At 72.5% G+C, this 23,766-nt stretch carries 23 protein-coding genes; 5 read left to right on the forward strand and 18 right to left on the reverse strand.

Annotated elements, in window-relative coordinates:
- Window positions 1-32: 32 nt before the first annotated feature.
- Both ACZ56V_RS23610 and ACZ56V_RS23615 read right to left on the reverse strand, forming a co-directional pair.
- On the reverse strand, window positions 33-1,361 hold the full coding sequence (locus ACZ56V_RS23610; protein WP_467380066.1) for a sensor histidine kinase: 1,329 nt from the start codon (window positions 1,359-1,361) through the stop codon (window positions 33-35).
- Window positions 1,358-2,047 carry a response regulator transcription factor gene (locus ACZ56V_RS23615; RefSeq protein ID WP_356369185.1) on the reverse strand — a complete coding sequence of 230 codons (690 nt, stop codon included), beginning with the start codon at window positions 2,045-2,047 and terminating at the stop codon, window positions 1,358-1,360. The genes ACZ56V_RS23610 and ACZ56V_RS23615 overlap by 4 nt, the downstream gene beginning before the upstream one ends.
- Window positions 2,048-2,083: 36 nt before the next feature.
- On the opposite strand from ACZ56V_RS23615, the gene ACZ56V_RS23620 reads away from it, so the two are divergent.
- Window positions 2,084-2,659 carry a hypothetical protein gene (locus ACZ56V_RS23620; RefSeq protein WP_467380063.1) on the forward strand — a complete coding sequence of 192 codons (576 nt, stop codon included), beginning with the start codon at window positions 2,084-2,086 and terminating at the stop codon, window positions 2,657-2,659.
- Between the two features lie 3 nt (window positions 2,660-2,662).
- Here the strand turns inward: ACZ56V_RS23620 and ACZ56V_RS23625 are convergent, their stop codons facing one another.
- The gene (locus ACZ56V_RS23625) at window positions 2,663-4,366 is read right to left on the reverse strand and encodes a cellulase family glycosylhydrolase (protein ID WP_467380061.1); all 1,704 of its coding nucleotides are present in this window, start codon (window positions 4,364-4,366) and stop codon (window positions 2,663-2,665) included.
- Window positions 4,367-4,759: 393 nt separating this feature from the next.
- On the reverse strand, window positions 4,760-6,301 hold the full coding sequence (locus ACZ56V_RS23630) for an alpha/beta hydrolase (RefSeq protein ID WP_468944966.1): 1,542 nt from the start codon (window positions 6,299-6,301) through the stop codon (window positions 4,760-4,762).
- A 93-nt stretch (window positions 6,302-6,394) separates the two neighbouring features.
- Between ACZ56V_RS23630 and ACZ56V_RS23635 the strand changes: the two genes are divergently transcribed.
- On the forward strand, window positions 6,395-7,423 hold the full coding sequence (locus tag ACZ56V_RS23635) for a MerR family transcriptional regulator (RefSeq protein ID WP_468944969.1): 1,029 nt from the start codon (window positions 6,395-6,397) through the stop codon (window positions 7,421-7,423).
- On the opposite strand, the gene ACZ56V_RS23640 is transcribed toward ACZ56V_RS23635, so the two are convergent.
- The 4 genes from ACZ56V_RS23640 to ACZ56V_RS23655 all read right to left on the reverse strand — a co-directional run bounded on the left by ACZ56V_RS23640 (window position 7,366) and on the right by ACZ56V_RS23655 (window position 11,488).
- Window positions 7,366-7,632: a hypothetical protein gene (locus tag ACZ56V_RS23640; RefSeq protein ID WP_398908681.1), complete on the reverse strand. Its 267-nt coding sequence runs from the start codon at window positions 7,630-7,632 to the stop codon at window positions 7,366-7,368. The genes ACZ56V_RS23635 and ACZ56V_RS23640 overlap by 58 nt on opposite strands.
- A gap of 57 nt (window positions 7,633-7,689) precedes the next feature.
- Window positions 7,690-8,691, reverse strand: coding sequence for a phosphotransferase (locus ACZ56V_RS23645; RefSeq protein ID WP_468944971.1), 1,002 nt, complete (start codon window positions 8,689-8,691; stop codon window positions 7,690-7,692).
- 94 nt (window positions 8,692-8,785) lie between these two features.
- A complete protein-coding gene (gene katG / locus ACZ56V_RS23650; protein ID WP_468944973.1) occupies window positions 8,786-11,008 on the reverse strand; it encodes a catalase/peroxidase HPI in 2,223 nt (740 codons plus the stop codon).
- A gap of 24 nt (window positions 11,009-11,032) precedes the next feature.
- On the reverse strand, window positions 11,033-11,488 hold the full coding sequence (locus tag ACZ56V_RS23655; RefSeq protein ID WP_398908676.1) for a Fur family transcriptional regulator: 456 nt from the start codon (window positions 11,486-11,488) through the stop codon (window positions 11,033-11,035).
- 132 nt (window positions 11,489-11,620) lie between these two features.
- Between ACZ56V_RS23655 and ACZ56V_RS23660 the strand changes: the two genes are divergently transcribed.
- Together ACZ56V_RS23660 and ACZ56V_RS23665 are read left to right on the forward strand one after the other, a co-directional pair.
- A complete protein-coding gene (locus ACZ56V_RS23660) occupies window positions 11,621-12,724 on the forward strand; it encodes a DUF475 domain-containing protein (RefSeq protein ID WP_398908674.1) in 1,104 nt (367 codons plus the stop codon).
- An 83-nt stretch (window positions 12,725-12,807) separates the two neighbouring features.
- Window positions 12,808-13,230, forward strand: a complete 423-nt coding sequence (locus ACZ56V_RS23665) for a DUF350 domain-containing protein (RefSeq protein ID WP_052841286.1) — start codon at window positions 12,808-12,810, stop codon at window positions 13,228-13,230.
- Between the two features lie 13 nt (window positions 13,231-13,243).
- Here the strand turns inward: ACZ56V_RS23665 and ACZ56V_RS23670 are convergent, their stop codons facing one another.
- From ACZ56V_RS23670 to ACZ56V_RS23715, 10 genes are all read right to left on the reverse strand, one after another.
- Entirely contained in the window at window positions 13,244-14,677 is a 1,434-nt protein-coding gene (locus tag ACZ56V_RS23670) for a WGR domain-containing protein (RefSeq protein ID WP_398908673.1), read from the reverse strand.
- Between the two features lie 121 nt (window positions 14,678-14,798).
- Complete coding sequence (locus ACZ56V_RS23675; RefSeq protein ID WP_468944977.1) at window positions 14,799-15,959, reverse strand: oxygenase MpaB family protein; 1,161 nt, start codon at window positions 15,957-15,959, stop codon at window positions 14,799-14,801.
- Window positions 15,960-15,972: 13 nt separating this feature from the next.
- The gene (locus ACZ56V_RS23680; protein ID WP_398908670.1) at window positions 15,973-17,031 is read right to left on the reverse strand and encodes a polyprenyl synthetase family protein; all 1,059 of its coding nucleotides are present in this window, start codon (window positions 17,029-17,031) and stop codon (window positions 15,973-15,975) included.
- A complete protein-coding gene (locus ACZ56V_RS23685; protein ID WP_356369219.1) occupies window positions 17,024-17,308 on the reverse strand; it encodes a polyprenyl synthetase in 285 nt (94 codons plus the stop codon). The genes ACZ56V_RS23680 and ACZ56V_RS23685 overlap by 8 nt, the downstream gene beginning before the upstream one ends.
- Before the next feature lie 126 nt (window positions 17,309-17,434).
- A complete protein-coding gene (locus ACZ56V_RS23690) occupies window positions 17,435-18,508 on the reverse strand; it encodes a polyprenyl synthetase family protein (RefSeq protein WP_467380051.1) in 1,074 nt (357 codons plus the stop codon).
- Between the two features lie 142 nt (window positions 18,509-18,650).
- Entirely contained in the window at window positions 18,651-18,773 is a 123-nt protein-coding gene (ykgO, locus tag ACZ56V_RS23695) for a type B 50S ribosomal protein L36 (protein ID WP_059296629.1), read from the reverse strand.
- A gap of 29 nt (window positions 18,774-18,802) precedes the next feature.
- Complete coding sequence (rpmG, locus tag ACZ56V_RS23700) at window positions 18,803-18,967, reverse strand: 50S ribosomal protein L33 (RefSeq protein ID WP_030749084.1); 165 nt, start codon at window positions 18,965-18,967, stop codon at window positions 18,803-18,805.
- 105 nt (window positions 18,968-19,072) lie between these two features.
- Window positions 19,073-20,401, reverse strand: a complete 1,329-nt coding sequence (locus ACZ56V_RS23705; protein WP_468944983.1) for a M20/M25/M40 family metallo-hydrolase — start codon at window positions 20,399-20,401, stop codon at window positions 19,073-19,075.
- Window positions 20,398-21,792, reverse strand: coding sequence for a cytosine permease (locus ACZ56V_RS23710; protein ID WP_398908663.1), 1,395 nt, complete (start codon window positions 21,790-21,792; stop codon window positions 20,398-20,400). Before ACZ56V_RS23710 ends, ACZ56V_RS23705 begins: the two co-directional genes overlap by 4 nt.
- Before the next feature lie 2 nt (window positions 21,793-21,794).
- Complete coding sequence (locus ACZ56V_RS23715; protein WP_398908661.1) at window positions 21,795-22,748, reverse strand: DUF1177 domain-containing protein; 954 nt, start codon at window positions 22,746-22,748, stop codon at window positions 21,795-21,797.
- Window positions 22,749-22,888: 140 nt separating this feature from the next.
- Between ACZ56V_RS23715 and ACZ56V_RS23720 the strand changes: the two genes are divergently transcribed.
- Complete coding sequence (locus ACZ56V_RS23720) at window positions 22,889-23,731, forward strand: IclR family transcriptional regulator (RefSeq protein WP_398908659.1); 843 nt, start codon at window positions 22,889-22,891, stop codon at window positions 23,729-23,731.
- The last annotated feature ends 35 nt before the right edge of the window (window positions 23,732-23,766 follow it).

Genomic DNA, 23,766 nt, shown 5'->3' on the forward strand with positions numbered 1-23,766 from the left:
GGTCACCGCCGCCCGGCCGCACCCGCCGGCCTTCACCGTTCACCGCCGCCGGCCGCACGCGCGTCCGCCAGCGCGAACGACACCGTCACCCGTGCGCCCCCGAGCGGCGCGCGGGTGATCGTCAGTTCGCCGTCCGCCGTACGGGCCGCCCTGGCCACGATGTCCAGGCCGAGCCCGGTGGAACCGCCGACGCTGATGCCCCGGGTGAGGGCCGCCTCGGGGTCCGCGACGCCCGGTCCGGCGTCGTCGACCGTGAGGTGCACGTGCCGGTCCCGGCGTTCCACGCGCACGACGAAGCGGGTGCCCTGCGGGGTGTGCCGGAAGACGTTGCCGATCAGGGCGTCGACGACGGCGGCGAGGTCGTCCTCGGGGAAGGCCACGGGGGTCGGACGCGGAGTGAGGGAGCGCTCGAACGGCCGCTCCTGCTGGGTGGCGAGGACCGACCAGAAGTCCAGGCGCATGGCGACCACCTCGGCGACGTCGCACGGTTTCGCCGTACCCGCCCCGGTCCCGGCGAGCTGTGCGGCCGCCAGGGGGGTGCGCGCCGCCGCGATGATCGAGTCCAGCTCGCGTTCCAGCTGCCCCGCCGCCTCCGTGACCCGCTGCGCGCCGGGTGTCGCGCCCATCCGGTCGGCCTCCAGGTAGAGGGCGGTCAGCGGGGTGCGCAGCCGGTGCGAGAGGTCGGCGACCAGCTCGCGTTCGACGGCGAGCAGGTCGACGACCCGGTCCGCCATGGTGTTGAACGCCACTCCCGCCTCCTGGAGCTCGGGCGGGCCGTCCGGTTCCACCCGTACTCCGAGGTCGCCGGAGCCGAGGGCGAGGGAGGCGCGCTTGAGGCCCCGGGAGGAGCGGACCACGCGGGCGCCGAGCCGGTCGGCGACCAGTACCGAGCCGCCCACCAGGCCCACGGCGAGCAGGGCCATCACACCCCAGGAGGCCGTCACTCCCCGGGTGAGGTCGGCGGCGGGAACGTAGGCCTCGACGACCGCGACCCGCTCGTCCCGCAGCACGACGGGCTGGAGGTAGGCCCAGCCGTCCGAGGTGTCCACGGCGAGCGTCTCGCGCCCCCGTACGGCCCGGTCGAGCGCCTCCTCGGGCGCGTGCGGGGTGCCGACGAAGCCGCCGTCGGGCAGCCGTACGACCAGCTGGTCGGCGGAGCCGAGTTCCGCGACGGCCTGCTGGACGTCGGCACGCCGGGTGGTGAGGGCGAGCACCGGCGAGAGGGCCGCGGCACGCTGCTCGGCGGCGGTGGTGACCCGGTCCCGGGCCTGTTCGCGCACGAGGAGGGCGAGCGGGATGAGGAAGGACAGGGCCACCATGGAGGTGACGGCCAGGGCGATCCCGGCGAGGGCGCGTCTCATGGCGCGCTGACCAGCTTGATGCCGATGCCGCGCACGGTGTGGAGATAGCGGGGTTTTCGGGCCTTCTCCCCCATTTTGCGACGCAGAGCGGAGAGGTGGACGTCCACCGTCTGGTCCTCCACGTACGGCTGCTGCCACACCTCGGCGAGGATCCGCTGTCGCGAGATGACCTGGTCGGCGTTGGCGGCCAGGTAGGCGAGCAGGTCGAACTCGCGGCGAGTGAGGGGCAGTTCCCGTCCGGCGAGGTGGGCGGTGCGGGCAGTGGGGTCGATGCGGAGGTCGGCGACCTGGAGGACGGGCAACCGTGCGGCCCGGAGGTCGGCGGGCGCGGAGCGGCGCAGCACGGCGGCGAGCCGGGCCGCGAGCTGGCCCCCGGAGAAGGGCTTGACCATGTAGTCGTCGGCCCCGGCGTTGAGCAGCCGGATGATCTCGGTCTCGTCGTCCCGGGCGGTGGCGACCAGCACCGGGACGCGGGATATGCCCCGGATCATCCGCAGCACGTCGAGTCCGTCCAGGTCGGGCAGGCCGAGGTCGAGCACGACGATGTCCGGCGGGCTCTGGGTGATGTCGCGCAGCGCCTCGAAACCCTGGTGTGCGGTCTTCACCGCGTAGCCGTGTCCGGTGAGGACCTCGATCAGCGCGGCCCGGATCACAGGGTCGTCCTCGACGACAAGTACGGAGGCCATGGGCAGGCACGTTAGCCGGTCCGTCACTATGGTGTCGTGTCCCGCCTCCTGCGCTGTCTGATCATCTGGCTGTCCTGCACGGCGGCCAGTGTGACGGCCGTCATCATCACCATCCACTTCGTGGTGGGGTCGACCCGGCCGACGGCGCCGGTCGCCCAGACGGCGCCCGAGGAGTTCCCGGCACCGCCCCGCCCGACCGTCTCCAAGACCGTGACCGCCACTCCCAGCCCATCGCCGACGAGCCGGAAGCCCAGCCCTGAGCCGTCCCGCACCAGCGTGCGGCCGCCGGAGCCGACCGCGACCCCCACGCCGACGCCGAGCCCTCGCACCACGGCCCCGCGACCCCCCGCGGGCGGGGGCGACCCGGGCTGCGAGGAGGGCGGGGCGGGCGTGTACACGGTGCCCTCCGAGGGCGGCAAGGCAACCGTGCGGTTCGGTGGTGGCGGGGTGTGCCTGATCTCGGCGGTGCCGAACCAGGGCTTCACGGTGCGTACGGAGCAGGGCGCGCCTCAGACGCTGAAGGTGACGTTCACGGCGAGCCGTCACCGCTCGGAGATCACCGCGACGACGCAGCCGCAGAGCCGGGCCGACGTCCGGGAGGTGTCGTGGTGACGGTCACGTCGTGGCGCAGGAGGCCCCGTTCAGGGTGAACGCGGTCGGGGCGCTGTTGGTGCCGCCCTTGTGGGCGGTGAAGCCGAGGGTGACCGTGCCGCCGGCCGGGATGGTGGCGGTGTAGGAGGCCGGGGCGACGCTGACCGCGCCCGCGTTCTGGGTGGCGGTGCCTCCCCACATGTGGGTGACGGTCTGGCCGTCGGCGAAGGCGAAGGCGAGCGTCCAGGGGCCGACGGCGGCGCTCCCGGTGTTGCGGACGGCGATCTCGCCCTGGAAGCCGCCCGGCCACTCGCCCACGACGCGGTAGCCGACGGAGCAGGCGCCGCCCGGGGTGCCGCCGTCCTCGTCGGTGGTGACCTCCACGGGCGGGGAGGCGGCGGAGCGGTTGCCCGCCGCGTCGCGGGCGCGGACGGCGAAGGTGTACGTGGTGGCGGCGGTGAGTCCGGTCACGGTGGCGGTGGGGGTGGCCGAGGAGGCGACGGTGGTCTCGGTGCCGTCGCCGACGCGGACGACGTCGTAGCCGGTGACCGCGGTGTCGTCGGTGGCCGCGGTCCAGCCGAGGGTGACGGAGGTGTCCGTGACCGCGGTGGCGGTGGGGGTGCCGGGAGCGGTCGGGGCCTGGGTGTCCGGGGCGCCGCCGCCGTAGACGGTGGCCTCCTTCGAGGTCTGGGCGATGCCGTTGGCACCGTGGAAGACGCGTTCGCCCCAGCCGCTCAGCCTGCTCGGGTCGAAGTCGAGCGCCAGGTCGAGGACCGGGTCGGTGTTGCCGCTCCACGACCAGGCCAGGTAGCCGAGGCCCAGTCGCTCGGCGGTGGCCATCATGGTGTCCTCGTCCGGGTCGCCGTACTGGTCGGCCGGACCACCGAACTCGCCGATGAGTATGGGCAGTTCCGCGTCGACGAACGCGTTCAGGTAGTCGGTGATCTCCTGGGCGGTGTCGAAGACGCTGTACATGTGGATGGAGAAGATCAGGTTGCCGGTGGGATCGGCGTCGTATACGGACCGCGCGTTGGCGCGCATGACGCCCTGCCAGTCCTGGCCCCAGTTGGGGGCGTCCACCATGATCGTGTGCTGGAGCCCGGCGGCGCGCAGCTTCTTGACGGCCGCCACGGTCGGCTCGGTCCAGCCGGCGGGGTCGGTGTTGCCCCAGGGCTCGTTGCCGATGTTGACGACGACGTAGTCCTCCTGGCCTGCCAGCACGTCCTTGAGGCCGATCCAGTAGTCGGCGGCGTGGTCGAGGGTGCCGGCCGCGGCGTCCTCGCCGTAACCGGTGGTGTCGTGCACCTCCAGCACGCAGATCAGCCGGTTGGCCTTGCACTGCCCGATGACGGCGGCGACGTCCTCGGGGCTGTTCTCGCTCCAGCGGTACCCGTCGGAGAGGACGACCCGGACGCTGTTGGCGCCCAGCGCCTTGACGTCCGCGAGCGACTGGGTCTCGCCGGGGTACCAGGTGTGGGCGTGGTTGACCCCGCGCATGACGAAGTCGTTGCCGTTGCCCTCCACCAGCCGGCCTTCGCCGATGTGCAGGCCGGCCGCCTGCGCCGCGGCCGACCGGTCGCCCACGGCCCGGTCCGCGGGCGACTGGGCCATGGCGGCGCCCGGACAGAGGGCACCGACGACGACCAGCCCGATCAGCGCGGCGAGACCGGCCACCAGGCGGGCCGCGAGGGTCTTCGGTGCGGAGGTATCGCGTCTTGCTGTGCGCACGGCGACTCCAGGACTGAGTAGTGCGGACACGGGGGGGGCGGGTGACGGTGGGGTGAGCGGCTCCCATGCTGCGGGGCCGTGGGAGCGCTCCCACGACCCACCATGAAACTCACTACGCCGCGTACACGTCAAGACTGCGGACAGAAAACGCTTGCCCCGCCCGGAGCGGGGCGGGACAGCGCCGGTACCGTGCCGGTCCGGTCGTCACTCCACCGTCACCACGACCGCGCCAACCGCTCGCGCCGTCGGGCACGGTGCGGGTGCGCCCTTCCCGTCACGCGAGCCCCCGGCGGCCAGGGCTGGCTCTTGACGGGTGCCTCACGGGCCCAGTCACGTTCGACGGACGGCGGCGGACGTCGGACGGCGGGCGGATTGGTGGCGCACCGCCCGCCGTCACCGCGCCCCCGTTCCGAAGGCGTGGTCCAGCACCGTGCGCAGCGCGTGGCGCACCGCCGTGCGCGACTCGTCGGTCACGTCGACGGTCTCGAAGCCGTGGTGGCCGTGCGGCACGTCGATCACCTCCACGTCGGCCCCGCAGTCCTTGGCCGAGGCCAGGAACTCCTCGACGGTGGCGGCGAGTTCCGGCATCTCCCGTCCCACCCGGGTGAGTACGACGGGCAGGTCACCCGCGTTGGCCACGGCGCGCGCCGGCAGCAGGCGGGTCTCGGACAGTCCCCAGTTCGGCAGGGGCGCCAGGACGGGGTAGGTGGCCGCCAGGCAGCGCAGCCACGCCGGGGGCGCGTCCAGCCAGTCGGCGGCGATCAGGCCGCCGCCGGAGAAGAACCACAGCGCGATCCGGTCCCCGTCCACCCGCGGATCGGCCCGCGCCAGCTCCACGGCGGCGGCCACGTCCGCGGCGGCCCGCTCGTAGTCGCCGAGGTCGTGCAGGCGGTGGTCGAGGAGGACGCCCACGGCTCCGCCCCCGGCCACGCACCGTGCGTACCCCGTCAGGCCGGGCCAGTCCCGCGGGGTGGGCCGGGCGTCGGCGGGGACCGGACCGCCGTGCACGAACACCACCGCGGGCCGCGGCTCCTCGGCGTCCGGCAGGTACAGGTCGACGTTCCCGTGCCGCTCCCTCGGGACGTCGGGGACCTCCAGCAGGAACGGCTTCAGGTGAGCCGGCCCCGCCGCGTCGTCGACCGGTTCCAGCCGGTGCCCCTCGCCCGCCGCGGCCCGCAGCAGTACGTCCGTCAGCTCTCCGGGGCAGGACAGCATCGGCCAGTGGCCGGTGGGGAGTTCGAAGAAGGTCACCCGGGGATCGGTCAGGGGGCGCAGCGCGGGGTCGCCGAGGCGCACCAGCATCTGGACCAGCTCGATGCTTGTGCCGTTGCCGGTGCACAGCACGCCGGTGGTGGGCACCTGGCCGACCGCGCCGGTCAGCCGCAGCGGCTGGAGCAGGGTGCCGAGGGGCTGCGGCGCGGCGAGGGCGGTGAGCCGGTCCAGTGCGGCGTCGGGGACGCCCATGGTGCTGCCCCAGCGCGGCCATTCGCCGAGCGCCGGGGGTGGCAGCACCTGCTGGGCCGGGTCCGCGCCTCCGGTCCCTACGGTTCCGGCGAGGCGCTCGCGCAGGGACTGGTCGGGCACGGCGGCCAGGGCCGGGATGCCGTCCCTGGGCAGGCCCGAGTCCAGGTGGACGATCCGCCCGACGCGCTCCGCACGCCGGTCGGCGGCACCGACCGCCGGGTGGATGCCGTAGTCGTGGCCGACCAGTACGATCCGCCGGTCCGCGGCCGCGCCCACCGAGTCGACCGCCGCGAGCACGTCCGCGATGTGCGTCTCCAGGTCCACGGTGGACTCGGTGGCGGCGCGCGGTCCGTCGAGGCCGGTGAGGGCGACCGTGTGCACCTCCGCGCCGGCCGCGGTCAGGCGCGCGGCGGTGTCCTGCCAGATGTGCGTGCCGGTGAACATGCCCGGAACCAGGATGAACGTGGTCATGGTCTGCTCTCTCCTCCGTCCACGGCGCGGCCCGGCCGGATCGCCGGGCCGCTGTCGCCGGTACCGTAGGAACTCCCCCTGAGGGAGGTTCAAGTGTCCACGTCGGACGACGGTCTGTGCGGCATCGGCGAACTGGCCGAGGGTGCGGGTGTCACGGTCAAGACGGTCCGCTTCTACTCGGACCGGGGTCTGCTGCCGGAGGCGTCCCGCAGCGCCGGCGGACACCGGCGGTACGGTCCGGAGGCACTCGACCGGCTGCGGCTGATCCGTTCGCTGCGTGCCCTGGGACTGGCCGTTCCCGAGGTGCGGCGGATTCTCGACGAGCGGCACGCGGAAGGTGTGGCGGGCGGCGGGAGCGGGGCGGGCGGGGCGCTGGAGGCCGCGGTGGCGGGCCGGCTGCGTGAGGTCGGCTCGGAGCTGAGGGCGTTGCGCTGGCGGGAGGCCGCGCTGCGGCTGGTGCAGGAGTCCCCGCCCGGTGAGCAGGCCGACCGGCTGCGGTTGATCGGTGCCGTGTCCGTCCCGCCCAGCACGGCGCCGCTGGTGCGGTTCTGGCGCGGCTGGCTGCCGGCGCGGATGCCGGCCCGGTCGGCCGGCGCGTTCCTGGACGTGGCGGTGCCGCAGCCGCCCGACGACCCCGCTCCGGCCCAGGTCCTGGCCTTCGCCCGGCTCAACGCCCTCACCCTCGCCCCGTGCCCGGGCACCGTCCGGCCCCAGCCCGAGGCACACCGGGCCGCCGGGGCGCGGGGGGCCGCCGTGCTGTACGCGGGGCTCGCGGAGGCGTACGAGCTGGCCGGGGCGCAGCTGCGGCGGGGCCGGGGGCCGCACCCGGGTGAGGCACTGGACGGGTTCGTCGCCGCGTACACGAGTGCATACGGGGTGCGGGACACTCCCGGCTTCCGCCACCGGCTGGCCGGGCAGCTCGCGGCCGATCCCCGGCTGGACCGCTACTGGGAGCTGGTGGCCGAGGTGAACACCGCGCCGGGCGGGCGGCCGGAGCCGACCCCCGGGACCGCGCACGACTGGCTGCTGGCGGCGCTGACCGCTCAGACGGGGGCGGTGCCGGATCAGGGCACGTCGCCCCGCCAGTCGAAGCGGCGGGCGTCACCCGGCCTCGGGGCGTAGGCGGAGCGGCCGCCCGGGCCGTAGCGGCCTATCTCCGTCGGCAGTGCCACCGCACGGTCGCGCTCCTGCTCCGTGAGGTCCGTGACGTCCAGCAGCAGGCCGTCCAGGGGGCCGCCCACCAGGTGGGCGTAGACGCGTCCGGCGCGCGGCCCGGGGCTGTCGTGGTCGGCGCCGTAGACCCTGCCCCGCATGAACTCCACCTCATCCATGAGGTGAAGCCTCGCATCCGCCACTGACAACGGCCCGCGCGCCGGGACCGGCCGCCGCTACAGAAGGGGTTCGTCCAGCAGTTCGAGGAGGCAGCGTGCGCCCGCCACGGCCGTCGAGGCACCGGCGCCGCCGGACGCGGTGGGGAAGAGCCTGCCGTAGGCGGCGGCGCGGTTCAGGGCGCTGAGCCGCCAGGCGAGGCTCACCGCACGCCGCAGCTGTGCGGGCGTACGTCCGGCGCCCGTCCAGGGTTCGAGGTAGGCGTCGCGCAGGCGCGGCAGTACCCCCGTCCCGTAGCGCTCGGCAGCCCGGCGGGCGGGGACGACGAGGCTGGAGAAGGGGTGGGCGACGACGGCGTCGCCCCAGTCGAAGAAGGTGAACCGGCCGGGCGCGGGGTGGAAGAGCTGGCCGTCGTGCAGGTCCGCGTGGTCGAGGGAGTCGGGGACGCCCAGGTCCGCGAGTTCCGCGCACCAGTCCGGCAGGCGGGGGCGCAGTTCCCGGAGCGCGGCCCGGTCCCGGGACGGCAGCGGGGTCTCGTCGAGCCGGTCGAGGACGCCGGGCAGCGCGTCGGCGGGCACGGCGGGCACACCCAGGCGTTCGATCTCGCTCGTGCGCGGGGTCAGGGCGTGCTGCAGGGCCGCGTACTGGCGCAGGAGTTCCTCCCACGCGCCGGGAGCGACCGTCTCCCGTGCCAGGACGTCCCGGAAGAGGGGTCCCCCGTCGGGCAGCAGCGACCAGCCCCGGCCGGTGTCCACCGCCAGCGGCTCCAGTACGTGCCCGGGGACCCAGCGGGCCAGCGCCGCGGTCAGTGCGCCCTCGAAGGCACTGGCCGGCGGGTTCGCCTTGAACCAGACGGAGTCGCCTCCCTCGACGCACAGCCGCAGCAGGACGGACCACGGCCGCAGCCGCACCCGCCACCGTCCCGTCGGCCGCAGGCCGCGGGCGGCCAGCCGGGCTTCGATCCAGCCGAGGGCCTCGGTGCGCCAGGCCGGTTCCTCCCAGGGGGTGACGGTGTCCTGGTACCGCCCCCGGTCGACGGTCATCGGCGCGTCACTGAGCATCACGCCATCCCAGCACCGTGTGCCGCGGGCGGCCACCGGATTTCGCCCGCCCCCGGGGGCCCTGGGACGGGCCGCCGGGGGCGGGTGAGGTGGATCAGGCCAGGTCGAAGCGGTCGAGGTTCATGACCTTGACCCAGGCGGCGACGAAGTCGTGCACGAACTTCTCCTTGGCGTCGTCGCTCGCGTAGACCTCCGCGAGGGCCCGCAGCTCGGAGTTCGAGCCGAACACCAGGTCGGCGCGGCTGCCGGCCCACTTGACCTCGCCGGTGGCGGCGTCGCGTCCCTCGAAGGTCGTCTGGTCCTCGGACGTCGACTTCCACGTGGTGCCCAGGTCGAGCAGGTTGACGAAGAAGTCGTTGGTCAGCGAGCCGGGCGTTCGGGTGAACACGCCGAGCTGGGACTGCTGATGGCCCGCGCCCAGCACGCGCAGGCCGCCGACCAGCACGGTCATCTCGGGTGCGCTCAGGGTGAGCAGGTTCGCCCGGTCGAGGAGCAGGTACTCCGCCGGCAGCCGGTTGCCCTTGCCGAGATAGTTGCGGAAGCCGTCGGCGGTCGGTTCGAGCGCCTCGAACGACTCGGCGTCGGTGTGTTCCTCCGTCGCGTCCACGCGGCCCGCGGCGAACGGGACCTCCACCTGGAAACCGGCTTCCTTGGCGGCCTTCTCGACGGCGGCCGAGCCGCCGAGGACGATCAGGTCGGCCAGGGAGACCTTCTTCGCGCCGGACCCGGAGTTGAACTCCTGCTGGACGCCTTCCAGGACGCGCAGCACCTGCGCCAGCTCGTCGGGCTCGTTGACCTCCCAGCCGCGCTGCGGCTCGAGGCGGATGCGGGCGCCGTTGGCTCCGCCGCGCTTGTCGCTGCCGCGGAAGGTGGACGCCGAGGCCCAGGCGGTGGTCACCAGCTGCGAGACGGACAGGCCGGACTCGAGGAGCTTGGTCTTGAGGGTCGCGACGTCCTCGGCGTCGATGGGCTCGCCCTCGGGCTCGGGCAGCGGGTCCTGCCAGATCAGCGTCTCCTCGGGGACCTCCGGGCCGAGATACAGGGGCTTCGGTCCCATGTCACGGTGGGTCAGCTTGAACCAGGCGCGGGCGAAGGCGTCCGCGAACTCCTCCGGGTTCTCGTAGAACCGGCGGGAGATCGGCCCGTAGATCGGGTCGAGGCGCAGCGACAGGTCGGTGGTGAGCATCCGGGGGCGGTGCTTCTTCGACGGGTCGTGCGCGTCGGGGATGATCTCCGGGGCGTCCTTGGCCACCCACTGGTTGGCGCCGGCCGGGCTCTGTTCCAGCTCGTACTCGAACTCGAAGAGGTTCTTGAAGAAGCCGTTGCCCCACTGGGTGGGTGTGCTGGTCCAGGTCACTTCCAGGCCGGAAGTGATGGCGTCGCCGCCCTTGCCCGTGCCGTGGGTGCTCTTCCAGCCGAGACCCTGCTGCTCCATGGCGGCGGCCTCGGGGTCGTCGCCGACGGCGTCGGCGGGACCGGCGCCGTGGGTCTTGCCGAAGGTGTGTCCACCGGCGATCAGCGCGACGGTCTCCTCGTCGTTCATCGCCATGCGGCGGAACGTCTCACGGATGTCGCGGGCGGCGGCGATCGGGTCCGGATTGCCGTTGGGGCCCTCCGGGTTGACGTAGATCAGGCCCATCTGGACGGCGCCGAGCGGGTTCTCCAGCTCGCGGTCGCCGGTGTAGCGCCGGTCGTCGAGCCAGGTGGTCTCGGGGCCCCAGTAGACGTCCTCCTCGGCCTCCCAGACGTCGGCGCGGCCACCGGCGAAGCCGAAGGTCTCGAAGCCCATCGTCTCCAGGGCGACGTTGCCGGTGAGGACCAGCAGGTCGGCCCAGGAGAGGTTCTGGCCGTACTTCTTCTTGACCGGCCACAGCAGGCGGCGGGCCTTGTCGAGGTTGCCGTTGTCCGGCCAGCTGTTGAGCGGGGCGAAGCGCTGCTGGCCGGCGCCCGCGCCGCCGCGGCCGTCGCTGATGCGGTAGGTGCCCGCGCTGTGCCAGGCCATCCGGATCATCAGTGGGCCGTAGTTGCCGAAGTCGGCGGGCCACCAGTCCTGCGAGGTGGTCAGCACCTCGGCGATGTCCTGCTTCACGGCCGCCAGGTCGAGGGCGTTGAAGGCCTCGGCGTAGTCGAACTCCTCACCCAGCGGGTTGGCGACGGCCGGGTTCTTGGCGAGGATCTTCAGGTTGAGCCGCTCCGGCCACCACTGGCGGTTGCCGCCACCCTGCGTGGGGTGCGGGGCGCGTCCGTGGGCGACCGGGCAGCCACCCGTCTCCTCGGCCTTCGCGTCGGTCACGATGGCGTCGTGGTTCTCGGACATGGGAATCCTTCCGGACGGGGCGGATCAGGGTGCTGGGGAACTGCCGGGGGTGGAGCAGCCGGGGCACAGGCCCCGGTAGATGACCTCGGCCTCGTCTATCACGAAGCCGCGGTCGTCGGAGGCGGTCAGGCACGGCGCGTCGCCGACGGCGCAGTCGACGTCGGCGAGGGCACCGCAGGACCGGCACAGGACGTGGTGGTGGTTGTCACCGACCCGTCCCTCGAACCGCGCCGGGCCGCCGGGCGGTTCGATACGGCGTACGAGCCGTGCCGCGGTGAGGGCGTGCAGGGCGTCGTACACGGCCTGGAGGGAGACGTGCCCCACGCGCAGGCGTACGCCGGAGGCGAGCGCCTCGGCGTCGAGGTGGTCCCCCGCCCGTACGGTCTCGAGCAGCGCGACACGGGCGGCGGTCACCCGCAGCCCCGCCCCGCGCAGCTCCTCGGCGGTGGCCGGATTCCGGGAGTTCCGGGATGCCGTCATGGCGGCGAACCTACTCCCCGAAACACGAACCACTCAAGGAAACGAACAACTCCAGCGTGGTAAACAACGTGCGTGGTGGGCACTGGCATGGGATGCCGCCCCGTACGACGCGACGACAGGAATGAGTGGCCGGTGCTTCTGAAGACGTTCCGCTGGGCCTTCGCCGTCACGGCCCTCGGCCTGGCGGCGGGCGTGCTCTACGACGGCTGGACCGCCCTCGGCATCGTGGCGATCCTGTCCGTCCTGGAGATCTCGCTGTCCTTCGACAACGCGGTGATCAACGCCGGGATCCTGAAGAAGATGAACGCCTTCTGGCAGAGGATCTTCCTCACCGTCGGCATCGTGATCGCGGTGTTCGGAATGCGGCTGGTCTTCCCGGTGGTGATCGTGGCGATCAGTGCCCGGCTGAGTCCCTGGAACGCGGTGCACCTCGCGCTCACCGACAAGGACCGCTACCAGGAACTGGTGACGGACGCCCATCCGTCGATCGCCGCCTTCGGCGGCATGTTCCTGATGATGATCTTCCTGGACTTCGTGTTCGAGGACCGGGAGATCAAGTGGCTGGGGTGGCTGGAGCGTCCACTCGCCAAGCTGGGCAGGGTGGACATGCTGTCGGTCTGCATCGCCCTGATCGTGCTGCTGATCGCCGCGACCACCTTCGGCGCCCATGCCCACCAGCACGGCGGCACGCATGCCGACAAGGCGGAGACGGTCCTGCTGGCGGGCGTCGCCGGTCTGATCACCTACATGGTCGTGGGCGGCCTGTCCGGTTTCTTCGAGCAGCGGCTCGAGGACGAGGAGGAGCGCGAACAGGAGGCGGAGGAGGACGCGGAACGGGCGGGAAGGTCCTCCGGGTCCCCCGTCAAGCTGGCGGGCAAGGCGGCGTTCTTCATGTTCCTCTACCTGGAGGTCCTGGACGCGTCCTTCTCCTTCGACGGTGTCATCGGCGCCTTCGCCATCACCAACGACATCGTCCTGATGGCCCTCGGCCTCGGCATCGGCGCCATGTACGTGCGGTCCCTGACCGTCTACCTGGTCCGCCAGGGCACCCTCGACGACTACGTCTACCTGGAGCACGGCGCCCACTACGCCATCGGCGCCCTGTCGCTGATCCTGCTGGTCACCATCCAGTACGAGATCAACGAGATCATCACCGGCCTCGTCGGCGTCGTCCTGATCGGTGCGTCCTTCTGGTCCTCCGTGCGCCGCAACCGCGCGCTGCGTACCGCCTCTTGAGCGGTCCGGCCGGTGCGCTACATTTTGCATCGCCTTGACCACGGATCACTCGCGATCCCTCACGCTACGGAGCCGGCAACGCCATGAGCGACATCGTCAACGGACTCGGCCGGGCCGCCGCCTACGGCGGCCTGGGTCTGGTCCTCCTGGTCCTCGGCATCGTCCTCGTGGACGTGCTGACACCCGGAAAGCTCGGCCGGCAGATCTGGGAGCAGCGCAACCGCAACGCCGCCCTGGTGCTCAGCTCCGCGCTGCTCGGCATCGGCGGCATCGTCTTCACCTCCATATGGACGACGTACGAGGACTTCGGCAAGGGCCTGGTCTCCACGGCGGTGTTCGGGCTGCTGGGTCTGGTGATGATGGCGGTGGCGTTCCTGGTGGTCGACCTGATCACCCCGGGGCGGCTGGGCGCGACGCTGGTCGAGCCGGAGCCGCACCCGGCCGTGTGGGTGACGGCGTCCTGCAACCTCGCGGTCTCCGCCGTCATCGCGGCCTCGATCGCCTGACGTCGCTTCCCCGTCACCGCAGGCGCCTGATGTCCCCTCGCACCCGGTAGAAACCACCCGACGCGGCGTGCAGGGCGTCGACCACGTAGCGCGCGCCCGGCTCCCGGATCGCCCTCGGGAACTGGACGTTCCACGACCGGTCGTACCCCTGCGACACCACGTGGATGCGGGTGCGGCCGTTCTCCTGGACGCATTCGACGACGACGGAGCCCGCGGGCGCCGCGGTCACGGTCGTCACGGCGGCGGCCGCGGTGGCGGGCGCGTACGTCGGCAGGGTGGCGGCGAGCTTCACGTCGCGGGCGACGGGCACCGAGCCCTGCTGGGCGGCCGTGACCGCCGCCTCGCTCGCGTCCACGCACACCAGCGAGCCGTCGGTGGTGACGAGGAACAGCCGCTCGTCGCGGTACTGCATGGACAGGGCGGAGCCGCCGCCCGTGCCCAGCTTCCACAGCCGGGTGCCGTCGCGGTCGAAGCAGTACACCGAGGACGCGGAGTCGCCGGCGAAGACGAACCGGCCGCCGGGAGAGGTGGCGCACGAGTACACCGGGCTGTCGCAGTGGTACGTCGCCTCGACCGCACCGGTGGTCTTGGAGAGCCGCTGGACCGTGTGCCGCGCGGTGCCGGCGTAGACCGCGTCGTCCTCCTGCCAGCCGAAGAGCACGGCCCCCTGGGTGGGGGTGTGCCACAACTCGGCGCCGCCGTCCGGGGAGTGGGCGGTCACGCCGCGGGTGTGCCCGTGGTAGACGGCGCGGTCGTCGGCGCGCACCATCCAGGCGTGCTCACCGCGTCCGCCGCGCGACCACTGGTGTTCGTCCTCGTGGTCGATCACGGTGAGCCGTCCGGCGCGGTCCGCGACGTTCAGCACGCCCTCGTGGATGTCGAGCCAGAAGATGTCCACGTCGGCGGCGATGTCGTAGGCGGCGAAGGGCAGTTTGGACGACAGGTCGTAGACCCGGCCGTCGTCACAGCCCGCGTAGATCCAGAAGTCGTCCGCGACCAGGCACTTGACGCCGTCGGGCAGTTGGTAGCGGGCGAGGACCTCGCCGCCGTGGGCGAGGGTGTAGACGTCGCCCGCCTGGTTGCCCACCCAGCACCGGTCCTCGTCGATGTGGATGCCGAAGGCCGCGGAGCCGGTGCGGAACCGCCACAGGACCGGTGCGACCGCGCGGGCCGTGGACGGCGCGGAGGCCACCTGCCGGCGGGTGACCGCGCGGGGCGCGCGCTGTCCGCGCACGGCGGCCTCGTAGCCCTTGCGCACCTTCTCGCCTATCTTCTTGGCGGCCGCGGCCTCGGCCTTCCGGGCGGTGGGGAAGGTCGACGTCTGGGTCTGTCCCGCCGCGCCGATCCTGCCGTAGCGCACCGTCACGACCTGCCCCTGGACGGTGACTTCGTAGAACTTGTGCGCGCTCCCGTCGTCCTGCGACAGCTCCAGGTACGTCGTCGACATGGCAGACCCCTCCCCGCTCGGGCCCGCGGCGTGTTCCGCGGGTTCCACTGATCACACCGTAGGAGGTCCCACTGACAGTGGGCCGTGACCGCGGACCGGCGGGAGCGGCGGGAGCGGTGGCTCAGGAGACGGTCGCGGGCGGCGGGGTCCAGCGACGGGTGCGGGCCGCGGGGCCGGAGAGGCCGTACTCCTTCCTCAGTTGCTCGGGGATGGCGTAGTGCATCACGCGTCCGCGGGTGAGGGAGGAGAGTTCGAGGGCCGTGGTGAGGTGGCCGAGCCGGTCCAGCGCCCACGCGCCCAGCGGTGAGCGGTCCTCGATCGTCTCCAGGACGCCGAGGAGGTGCGGGGCGGCCTTGACCAAGGTGTCCCAGGCGGTGCGGGGCACGTCCAGCCAGTCGGCGCACGTGTCGCCGACGAGGTAGCGGATCAGCGCGGAGACGACCGGGTCGAAGAGGGTGCCGGGGACGACTTCCTCGTACAGGTCGATCAGTTGCCGCGTGAGGTGGGCGCCCTCTTCGGAGGGGCCCATGTGGCGGAGCATGTATGAGTCGAGGAAACGGCGTGCCTCGTCGAGCGTGGTGGGGACGGCCGCCTGGTCGACGCCGAGGATGGCTCCGACGACGCGCCAGGCGTAGTAGTAGGCGTCCGCTCCCTCGGCGGACATGTGGATGCCGAGCCGGTGCAGGCTGTCCAGGACGAGCAGGGAGAAGAACATCTGCCCGCCGATCATGTCCTCCTGGCAGATCGGTACGCCGAGGGTGTCGGTGTCCCAGCGGTTCTCCCGCTTGAGGTGGTGGCGGATGGCGGCGTGCAGGAGGCGTACCTTCTGGGCGGCCGGGAGGAAGCGTCCGCCGGCCTCGAACGCGTCGGGCCGCATGAGGTAGACGGTGAACTGGCCGGTCTCCGCCATCCGTTTGGAGGGGTAGTTCAGGCCGTGAGTGGCCGACAGCAGTTGGGCTACGTGCGGGACCAGGTAGCAGGCGGGCATGGACGCGAACGACAGCGCGGTGGAGATGTGCACGTTGTTGTCGATGAAGAACAGGCGGGCCTTCTCCATCTCGGCCCAGTCCACCCAGTCCGGCGGGGTGGCGGTCACCCGCAGGTACTCCCGGGCGACGCCGGGGAGGCCGTCGGGGAGTTCCTGGCCGGTGGTGGAGACGTAGCGCATCAGGGAGTTGAACGTGCCGACCTCGCCGCGCTCGAACAGGGTGGCGACGACCGCGTCGGCCAGTTCGTCTCCGCTGCGGCGCAGGGCGTCCATCGACTTCTCGGTGTGGGGCATCGCGGTCTCCTCGTCAGTGCGTGCGGTCGGTGGCCTGCCGGGCGAGTTCGCCGAGCGCCCGGCGCGCGTGCGGTGGGGTCCCGGCGGTGTCCAGGGCGCGGGTGGCGCGCTCGACGCGGGCCGCGATCATCTGCTCGATCCGTTGCGGCGCCTTCAGCTCCAGCATGAGGCGGCGCACGTCGCGCAGATGGGTGGCGTCCAGGTCGGCGCGGCCCAGCAGGCGCCGCAGCCACGCGCGTTGGGAGGCGTCGGCGGCCTTCCAGGTCTCGGCCAGCAGCGCGGTGGGCCGGTGGGCGCGCAGGTCGTCCAGGGCCGCCTTCCCGGTGCGTTCCTGGTCCCCGAAGAGGCCGAGCAGGTCGTCGCGCAGCTGGAATGCCTCGCCGAGCGGCAGTCCGTAGGCCCGGTAGGTGTCCCGCAGCGCGGGTGCGGCGCCGGCGAGCAGGCCGCCGATGAGCAGGGGGTGCTCGACGGTGTACTTGGCGGTCTTGTAGCGGACGACCTTCAGGGAGGTGTCGGTGTCCGGCGAACCGCCGGTGTGCAGGATCTCCAGGCACTCGCCGGCGATGAGTTCACGGGCGAGCGCGGTCCACAGGTCCCGGGCGCGGGCGAGATAGGCGGCCGGCAGGCCGCTGGTGGTGAACAGGCGGCCCGCGAGGACCATCAGGTGGTCTCCCACCAGCATGGCCAGGGATCTCGCCGCCGTCCGGGCTCCGGGGCGGCCGTCCCGGGCGAGGACGGCTTCCAGGGCCACCTGGGCGGTGGGCAGGCCGTGACGCAGGGCGCTGTCGTCGATGAGGTCGTCGTGGACGATCGCGGCGGCGTGCACCAGTTCCATGGAGGCCGCCGCCCGCACCAGCGCGTCGCTCTCGGGCTGTCCGGCCGCCCGCCAGCCCCAGTAGCAGAACGCCGCGCGCAGCCGTTTGCCGTGTCCGGCCGAGTTCCGCAACTGCTCGGCCACGGGCGCGAGATCCTCGTCGAGCGCCACGAGGTGACCGCTCTCCTCGGCCAGGAAGTCCCGCAGGACGCCGTCGACGCGGGCTCTGAAGTCGGCCGGGTCCCAGTGGTCAGACATCGCCGTCGTCGGCGGCCCGGCGCGCCTTCACGTGCTGGGCGAGAACCTCCAGGTGAGCGGGGGGCACGTGGGCGCAGCGGTCCAGGGCCAGCCTGCCCCGGGCCTGGAGGTCCTGTTCGGCCTCGCGCACCAGGTCGGCGGTGTCCGAGCGGCCGAGGAGCCCGCGCAGCCCGCCCACCGCCGAGCCGATCGTGCTCAGCGCCAGGTCGGCCAGTCCGGCGGCCAGCAGCACGGTCCGGTCGTCCCCGCCCGGCCCCTGTCGTGTCGAGTGCGCCATGCTTCTCCCCCAAAGGGTCACGTGGTCACGGAAGCGCCTGGTCGACGGCACCCCCGGTCAGAGCATGACCCGGCACACGGGGCGAAAGATCCCGAATACCCCTTCGAGCGACATGGGGAACAGGTGTCAGGCGGTCCGCTCGACGCTCCACCGCGGCAGCCGTTCGAAGAAGGCGACGGCGTCCTCGCGCCACCGGGGACGCCAGCCCGCCGCCACCACGCGGGCCTGATCGGCGTACTGGCGCATGTCCGCGCGCATCCGGTCGGCGACGCCGGCGCGTTCGGCGATCGCGCGGATCTCCGCGACGGTCTCCGGTGTGCAGGCGGGATCGCCCAGGGCCTTCTCCACGAAGGCCCGCTCCGGTCCGCTCACGGCGGACAGCAGGCGGACGACGGTGTACGTGCGCCTGCCCTCGCGGATGTCGGTGCCGGTCGGCTTCCCCATCGCCGCCGCGTCACCGAACAGGTCCAGGTAGTCGTCGCGCATCTGTCCGCAGATGCCGATCAGGCGGGCGTAGTGGTGCAACTCCGTTTCGTACGCTTCCGGTTGGCCTCCCGCGGCCAGGAGGCCGAGGCGCAGGGGGGCGAGGACCGAGTACCGGGCCGACTTGTGGTCGGCGACGGTGTGCAGGAGGTCGTCGTCCGGGGTGGTGGCGATGAAGTCGCGTTCCAGGTCGACGATCTGGCCCACGAAGGTGTCGGCCGCCGCCCGGGTCTGGACCTCGACCATGGCCTGGCGCAGCTCGACCGGCAACCGGGCTTCGAGGAGCACGCGCAGGGAGAGCGCCAGCGCGAGGTCGCCCGCGAGCACGGTGAGGGCGAGAGCCGCACGGGGATGCCGGGGGAACTTCTCCCGGAAGGCGTAGTACGTGGTGGGGCCGCCCCTGCGGGTGGCGCTGTCGTCGATGAGGTCGTCGTGCACCAGGCCGTGGGTCTGGAGGAGTTCGACGCTCAACGCGGCGGCGTCCAGCCCTTCCACCGGCTCGGCGGTCACCAGCCGCGCAGCCTCGTGCAGCAGCACGACCCGCATCCGCTTGCCGCCGCGCAGCGACAGGTCGCGCAGCAACTCGACGCAGTCCGGGGTGAAGCGGCTGAAGGACGGGGCGTCCAGCGTCGCGCCGAGCGTGTCGAAGTACTCCGCGAACAGCGTGTTGAACCGGCGCTCGTACCCCGCGAGGCGGGCCGGCGGCTGCTCGGTCATGACGAAGTCCTCCTGTGAACGGGCGGATGGCGCGCTCAGCAGTGTGTCAGGACGGGCCGGGAGCGCGCGGCGCGGGTCACGCACACACCCCGGCCCGGCCCCCTGTCGACAAGCGGGGGCCGGGCCGGAAAGTGTCGTCCGCTCAGCCCTGGCGGGCCTTGGAACGCGGGTCCTTCTTGTTGATCACGTAGGTCACGCCCCGGCGGCGCACCACCTGCGCGCCGGGCTTGGCCTTGAGGGCGCGCAGGGAGTTGCGGACCTTCATGACTGCCTCCTCGCTCTCCTCGGCGCCGTTCAGCGTTCCTCGCGGAACGGCACGTGCTCCCCCGCCACCGGGTCGTACTTGCGCAGGACGAGCCGGTCGGGGTCGTTGAGGCGGTTCTTGCGGGTGACGTAGGTGACACCGGTGCCCGCGGTCGACTTCAGCCTGACGACGGGGCGTACGGTACTGCGTGCCATGGTGCTCCTTCCGACCGCGGCGCGGGCTGCCGTTCTGTCCCGCGCATGTCAGTCATGCTGCACAACGCGGTCGGCCGCCGATGCATTCCCCACCGGTCGCGCGCGTCAGCACTCCTGCCACAGCCGGGTCATCACCCGTACGCCGAAGCGCAGGCCCTCCAGCGGCACCCGCTCGTCGACGCCGTGGAAGAGCCGGCCGTAGTCGAGGTCGTGGGGCAGCTTGAGCCCCTTGAAGCCGAAGCAGCGGATGTCCAGCTTGGTGAAGGCCTTGGCGTCGGTGCCGCCCGGGTTGCAGTACGGCACGGGGTGGCCGTCGGGGTCCTCGGCGCGCACGGCGGCGCACATGGCGTCGACGAGCGTTCCGTCGAAGCCGGTCTCCATGGCGATGTCATGGTTGACCCACTCGCGGGTGACCGAGGGCAGGAGCAGGGCGTCGATGGTGTCGATCAGCTCCTGCTCGTGGCCCGGCAGGAAGCGGCCGTCCACGCGGGCCGTGGCCCGGCCGGGGATGACGTTGGTCTGGTAGCCGGCGGTGAGCATGGTGGGGTTGGCCGAGTTGCGCAGCACGACCTGCATGAAGTCGGCCACGTGCCCGAGCTTGGTCAGTTCGGCGTCCAGGTCCTCGGCGTCGAGGTCGAGGTCGATCCCCTGGAGCCGCGCGGCCTCGGCGAGCAGGGCGCGCACCGGCTCGATCAGCCGGACGGGGAAGGTGTGCCGGCCGATGCGGGTGAGGGACTCGGCGAGGTCGGTGACGGCGTTCTCGTCGTTCGGGGACGAGCCGTGCCCGGCGCGGCCCGACGCCGTCAGCTCCATCCACGCCATGCCGCGCTGGGCGTTCTCGATCGGGTACAGGCGCCGGGTGTCGTCCAGGGCGTAGCTGAAGCCGCCGCCCTCGCCGATCGCCTCGGTGACGCCCGCGAACAGATCAGGCCGGTGCCCGACCAGCCAGTGGGCGCCGTACGCGCCGCCGGCCTCCTCGTCGGCGAGGAAGGCGAGGACGATCTCGCGGGCGGGCCGGGTGCCGGTGCGGGCGAAGTGCCGCGCGGTGGCGAGCATGACGGCCACCGTGTCCTTCATGTCGATGGCACCGCGGCCCCACAGGTAGCCGTCCCGGATCTCGCCGGAGAACGGCGGCACCCGCCACTCGGCCGCGTCCGCCGGTACGACGTCCAGGTGGCCGTGGACCAGCAGGGCGCCGCGGGCCGGGTCGGTGCCCGGGATGCGGGCCACGACGTTGGCGCGGCCCGGGGCGCTCTCCACCAGCTCGGAGGCGATGCCGGCCTCGGCGAGCCTGGCCACGACCCAGTCGGCGCAGGCCCGCTCGTCGCTGGTCGGGTTGGAGGTGTCGAAGCGGATCAGCTCGGCGCAGAGGTCGACGACCTCCCGCTGGGCCTCCTCGGAGGCCGGGACGGGGCCGGGGACGGTGGTGCTCACGGTGCTCCTACGGTGGCCGTGCCGGAGGCGGCCGGGGTGGGTTCGGCGGTGTCGTCCAGGGCCGTGGTGCCGTACGTCCTGATCCAGCCGGCGAGGCCGAGGACGCAGTACAGGACGAAGGCGGTCAGCAGGGAGTTCAGGGCGGGGATGCCGCCGTCGTAGAACTTGCCGACGCAGAAGGCGGCGGCCCAGATGACCAGGGACATCGGCACCCAGGTCGGCGAGGTGGCGGGCAGGGTGCCCGTCTCGCGGGTGGCGTCCAGGGGGGCCCGCATGCGGCGCACCACCCAGTACTCGGCGACGATGATGCCGCCCACCGGCGGGATGGCGACGCCCAGCACGGACAGGAAGTCGGTGAAGTGGGTCATGATGCCGACGGCGGAGAGCAGGGTGCCCGCGATCCCGAGGACGATGGTGACCGCGCCGCGGTGCACCCGCTTGCCGAAGACGACCTGGAAGAAGTTGACGACGCCGAGCGAGGAGCCGTACAGGTTCCAGTCGTTGATCTTCGCGGTGGACATCAGGACGACGAGGACGCCGAAGACACCGGAGGTGGAGAGCACGATCTGGGAGACCTGGCCGCTGCCGACCATGTGGCCGAGCAGGACGCCCGTCAGGCCGACGATGTACTCGGAGAGGATCATCGACGAGGCGCTCTGCAGGAAGACGTGGCTGCCCTTGCGGTTGTAGCGGGTCATCTCCGGGGAGACGATCGCGCCGGTCATGAAGCCGCCCGCGATGGCGGTCGCGGCGACGGCGAGCGGGATGGTCTCGCCCGGCGCCGGGGAGTGGATCAGCTCGGAGAACGAGTGGTCGCTGAGCGCGTCGGTGACCGACCAGGCGACCATGGCGAAGAACAGCGGCGTGACGATCTTCGCGAAGACGGCCATGTACCGGAAGCCGAAGATCACCAGCACGGTGATGGCGACACCGGCGGCCGTGCACCACAGCCAGGAGGGCCCGCCGACGAGCGCGGACACGCTGTCGCCGAAGATCGTGTTCTGTACGCCGAACCAGCCGACGAGGCTGACCGAGATGACCAGGCTGACCAGCGCGGAGCCGTTGCGGCCGAAGCCCGCCCAGCGGGTGAGCAGCGGGGTGGCCAGGCCCTCGCGCATGCCCGCGAGGCCGATCGCGAAGATCACGACTTCGAGGATCACCGCGCCGAGGGTGAACGCGAGGAACGCGTCGCCGAAGGTCATGCCGATGCCGATGGTGGCGCCGAGGGTGAACTGCGAGATGGAGCCGGACTGCGCGAGCCACTGCAGCAGCATGGTCCAGAAGCCGAGTCGCTTGTCGCGCGGGACGCGGGACAGGGCGTAGTCGTCGCTGCCCACGGCTCCCGTGGCCGACTGCGCCGGTTCCGTGGCGGAGTTCTTGTGCGTGGTCATGATCACGATCCCCCGGGTTCGCGGCCGAGGGTCTGCAGCCGGGTCAGCGAGCCGTAGCGGGACACGAGGGCGTCGAACTCCTGGTCGTCGTGGAAGTCGAGCTGTCCGCCGCCGTAGGCCTTGGCGGTCTCGACGGCGAACCGGGCGGCGGCCGCGATGTCGGTCTCGTGGCTCGCGCCCGTCTGGCAGCCGGGCACCGCCGCCGCGGAGGTGATGGCGAGGCCGACCACCGGTGCGGCCGTCGCCGTGGCGGGCTGCAGGATCGAATTGATGTGGTGTACACCGTTACCGTACGGGGTGATGTCCTGGGTGGTCACCGGGTACGTGACCAAGGGCTCACCGGTCACCACGGCCAGCAGCTCGCCGAGCCGCTCGCTCACCTTGAGCACCCAGCCCTCCTTGACGGTGGGCGACAGGGCGAGGCCCTTGTGGTTGATGATCCGGTTGCCCTTGGTGGTGTCGACGGAGAGCACGGCCTCCATCTCGCCGGTGACCTCGTACCGGTTCATGGTCGCGATGTCTACGGGCGAGTCCATGAACGGCACCGGGTCGTGCGGCGCGGTCGGGGCGTTCGGGCAGATGTGCGTGGCCACGATCACGTCCCCGTCGAGCACGTCGCCCCGGCGCCGCATGTCGAGCAGCTTGGCGGCGGTGGCGAGCGCCGCGACCGCGCCGTCCGCGTCCGAGACCAGGCCGACGGCCTCCGGGCGCGCCCCGACGCCGCCGAGCCGCCCCACCACGCCGAGCGTCCGCGCGGAACCGCCCCGGGCACGGCCCGCCCGGCCCGGTATCCGCACGAGCACGAAGTCCGTCGAGCCGCGCTCGCCGGTGACGGTGGTGACCTCGGCGCCGGAGCCCTCGGGGCCCGCGACGGCGTCGAGGTGGGCGGCGACGCGCTTGCCGTCGACGTCGGGATCGTCGAGCAGATCCACGAGGTCCAGGACGTACTTCAACATGGGCAGTTCTCCTGATCCGCACCGGGGGCGGTGCTCCCAGCAGGTTCGGGATCGACTAGCGTTGTCCGCAACTGTTTCCCGTTATTTGCAATACGGGTCTGAATGGTGAGATGGTGAGATGTGAGGGAGAGGAGCCCGTCATGACCGGTCGCCCGGCCGAACCCGTGGACCGCAGGACACCGGCCGGGGCGCTGCAGACCGTCGACCGCGCCCTGCTGGTGCTGCTGGCGTTCGAGCGCACCCGCCCGGACTGGGGCGTCACCGAGATCGCCGCCGAGTTCGGCTGGGACACCTCGGTCGCCCAGCGTCTGCTGTCCACCCTCGCGGGCCGCGGTTTCCTGGTCTCCGACCCTGCGACCCGCCGCTACCGGATCGGCCCGGCCGCCCTGCGCCTGGGCCGCCTGTGGGAGCGCTCGGGCTCCCTGGAACTGCTCGCGGAACCGGTGCTGCAGGAACTGCGGGCGGCGACCGGTGACACGGTGCTCTTCTGCCTGCCCGACAGCTTCCACATGCGCTGTGTCGCGGCCGTCGAGGGCGAGGAGGGGCCGCTGCGCTACTACCCGCTGGTCGGCGAGCTGTACCCGGCGCACGCGGGGGCCACCAGCAAGTCGTTCTACGCCTTCCTGCCCGACGAGCAGCGCCACCGGCTCTTCCGCGGGCGCCCGATGGCGCGCTTCACCGAGCGCACGGTCACCGACCCCGACCAGCTGGAGCGCGAGTTCCGCACCGTGCGCGCGCAGGGCTACGCGTGGACGGTCGGCGAGTACGACGCGGGCATCGGCACGGTCGCCATGCCGGTGTTCCTCGGCTCGGAGCCCTACGGCAGCCTCAGTCTCGGCGCCGCCAAGGAGCGCTTCCCCGAGGGGCCCGAGGACCGGCTCGAGGTGCTGCGCCGCGCCGCCCGGCTGCTGGAGCAGCGCCTGACGCATCCGCCCCAGCACCACCGGCGTCCGCGTCCACCCCGCACGTCCCCCACCGCCTGACCCCACCGGCCCATCTGATCCACCCGATCCACCCG

This window comes from Streptomyces sp. NPDC034099, assembly GCF_055575415.1.

Excerpts from the sequence above, each read along its gene's own strand:
- ACZ56V_RS23610 (WP_467380066.1), bottom strand. The coding sequence starts at position 1,361 with ATGAGACGCGCCCTCGCCGGGATCGCCCTGGCCGTCACCTCCATGGTG.
- ACZ56V_RS23615 (WP_356369185.1), bottom strand. The coding sequence starts at position 2,047 with ATGGCCTCCGTACTTGTCGTCGAGGACGACCCTGTGATCCGGGCCGCG.
- ACZ56V_RS23630 (WP_468944966.1), bottom strand. The coding sequence starts at position 6,301 with ATGACCACGTTCATCCTGGTTCCGGGCATGTTCACCGGCACGCACATC.
- ACZ56V_RS23640 (WP_398908681.1), bottom strand. The coding sequence starts at position 7,632 with ATGGATGAGGTGGAGTTCATGCGGGGCAGGGTCTACGGCGCCGACCAC.
- ACZ56V_RS23645 (WP_468944971.1), bottom strand. The coding sequence starts at position 8,691 with ATGCTCAGTGACGCGCCGATGACCGTCGACCGGGGGCGGTACCAGGAC.
- katG (WP_468944973.1), bottom strand. The coding sequence starts at position 11,008 with ATGTCCGAGAACCACGACGCCATCGTGACCGACGCGAAGGCCGAGGAG.
- ACZ56V_RS23655 (WP_398908676.1), bottom strand. The coding sequence starts at position 11,488 with ATGACGGCATCCCGGAACTCCCGGAATCCGGCCACCGCCGAGGAGCTG.
- ACZ56V_RS23665 (WP_052841286.1), top strand. The coding sequence starts at position 12,808 with ATGAGCGACATCGTCAACGGACTCGGCCGGGCCGCCGCCTACGGCGGC.
- ACZ56V_RS23670 (WP_398908673.1), bottom strand. The coding sequence starts at position 14,677 with ATGTCGACGACGTACCTGGAGCTGTCGCAGGACGACGGGAGCGCGCAC.
- ACZ56V_RS23675 (WP_468944977.1), bottom strand. The coding sequence starts at position 15,959 with ATGCCCCACACCGAGAAGTCGATGGACGCCCTGCGCCGCAGCGGAGAC.
- ACZ56V_RS23680 (WP_398908670.1), bottom strand. The coding sequence starts at position 17,031 with ATGTCTGACCACTGGGACCCGGCCGACTTCAGAGCCCGCGTCGACGGC.
- ACZ56V_RS23685 (WP_356369219.1), bottom strand. The coding sequence starts at position 17,308 with ATGGCGCACTCGACACGACAGGGGCCGGGCGGGGACGACCGGACCGTG.
- ACZ56V_RS23690 (WP_467380051.1), bottom strand. The coding sequence starts at position 18,508 with ATGACCGAGCAGCCGCCGGCCCGCCTCGCGGGGTACGAGCGCCGGTTC.
- ykgO (WP_059296629.1), bottom strand. The coding sequence starts at position 18,773 with ATGAAGGTCCGCAACTCCCTGCGCGCCCTCAAGGCCAAGCCCGGCGCG.
- rpmG (WP_030749084.1), bottom strand. The coding sequence starts at position 18,967 with ATGGCACGCAGTACCGTACGCCCCGTCGTCAGGCTGAAGTCGACCGCG.
- ACZ56V_RS23710 (WP_398908663.1), bottom strand. The coding sequence starts at position 21,792 with ATGACCACGCACAAGAACTCCGCCACGGAACCGGCGCAGTCGGCCACG.
- ACZ56V_RS23715 (WP_398908661.1), bottom strand. The coding sequence starts at position 22,748 with ATGTTGAAGTACGTCCTGGACCTCGTGGATCTGCTCGACGATCCCGAC.
- ACZ56V_RS23720 (WP_398908659.1), top strand. The coding sequence starts at position 22,889 with ATGACCGGTCGCCCGGCCGAACCCGTGGACCGCAGGACACCGGCCGGG.